This is a genomic window from Vibrio sp. 704, from assembly GCF_033339295.1.
Genome location: NZ_JAWOUH010000555.1, coordinates 1 through 644 on the forward strand (window position 1 = coordinate 1; position 644 = coordinate 644).

Annotated in this window: 2 protein-coding genes; one reads left to right on the plus strand and one right to left on the minus strand. The window is 43.2% G+C overall.

Going from position 1 to position 644, the window contains the following annotated elements:
• Window positions 1-206, minus strand: a 206-nt coding sequence (locus R7R24_RS27720; protein ID WP_318120280.1) for a DUF2956 family protein, incomplete at its 3' end; no start/stop codon positions are given.
• 144 nt (window positions 207-350) lie between these two features.
• On the opposite strand from R7R24_RS27720, the gene R7R24_RS27725 reads away from it, so the two are divergent.
• Window positions 351-644, plus strand: a 294-nt coding sequence (locus R7R24_RS27725) for a DUF2919 domain-containing protein (protein WP_318120281.1), incomplete at its 3' end; no start/stop codon positions are given.

Genomic DNA, 644 nt, shown 5'->3' on the forward strand with positions numbered 1-644 from the left:
TGTTGTTTTTTCTTTGCTTTGTCTGCTTGACGATTTCGCTCTTTTTGCTGTTTTTTGTATTGAGCGATGCCTTTTTCGATACCTTGAGCAATCAGTTTGGTTTGTTCTTTCGTTTGACCCGGTTTCTGTGTCGCTTTTGCGATCTTCATGGCTTCGGTTTGAGTTTCTAGAGAAGGAACTGGGGTTGCAGGGGTTCTTTTTTTCATGTTTCTCATCGACGTCACTGTAAATCTGCGTTTAGTTTACCTGCGTAAGATGATGAAATGAACTTTAGTTCTCATCTTTGCTTGCTTGCAACTCTGAATCGATCGGTTAAAGTGGCGTTTTTATGAAACTAAGAAGACGATATTGTGCGCTACTCATTTGACCAATATGACGCTCATGGATTTTTGACAGCGCCTATTCTTGTTTGGCTAGGATGGATGTTTCTGGCTCGCTCTTGGGTGGTTTTTGCAATGGCGGGTGTCAGCCGAGAAAGCGGCAGCAAGCTTTTGTCCATTGTCTATCCTGATTCCAGCACGTTGTATTTAGGTTTGTCGATTGGTATTCCAAGCCTGTTATTGATGTGGCTGATGGGATTGCGTCACCCAGATCGTGGTTGGGTAAATCAAATAACGCGATATGGCCGTGAGATGACTTTGATC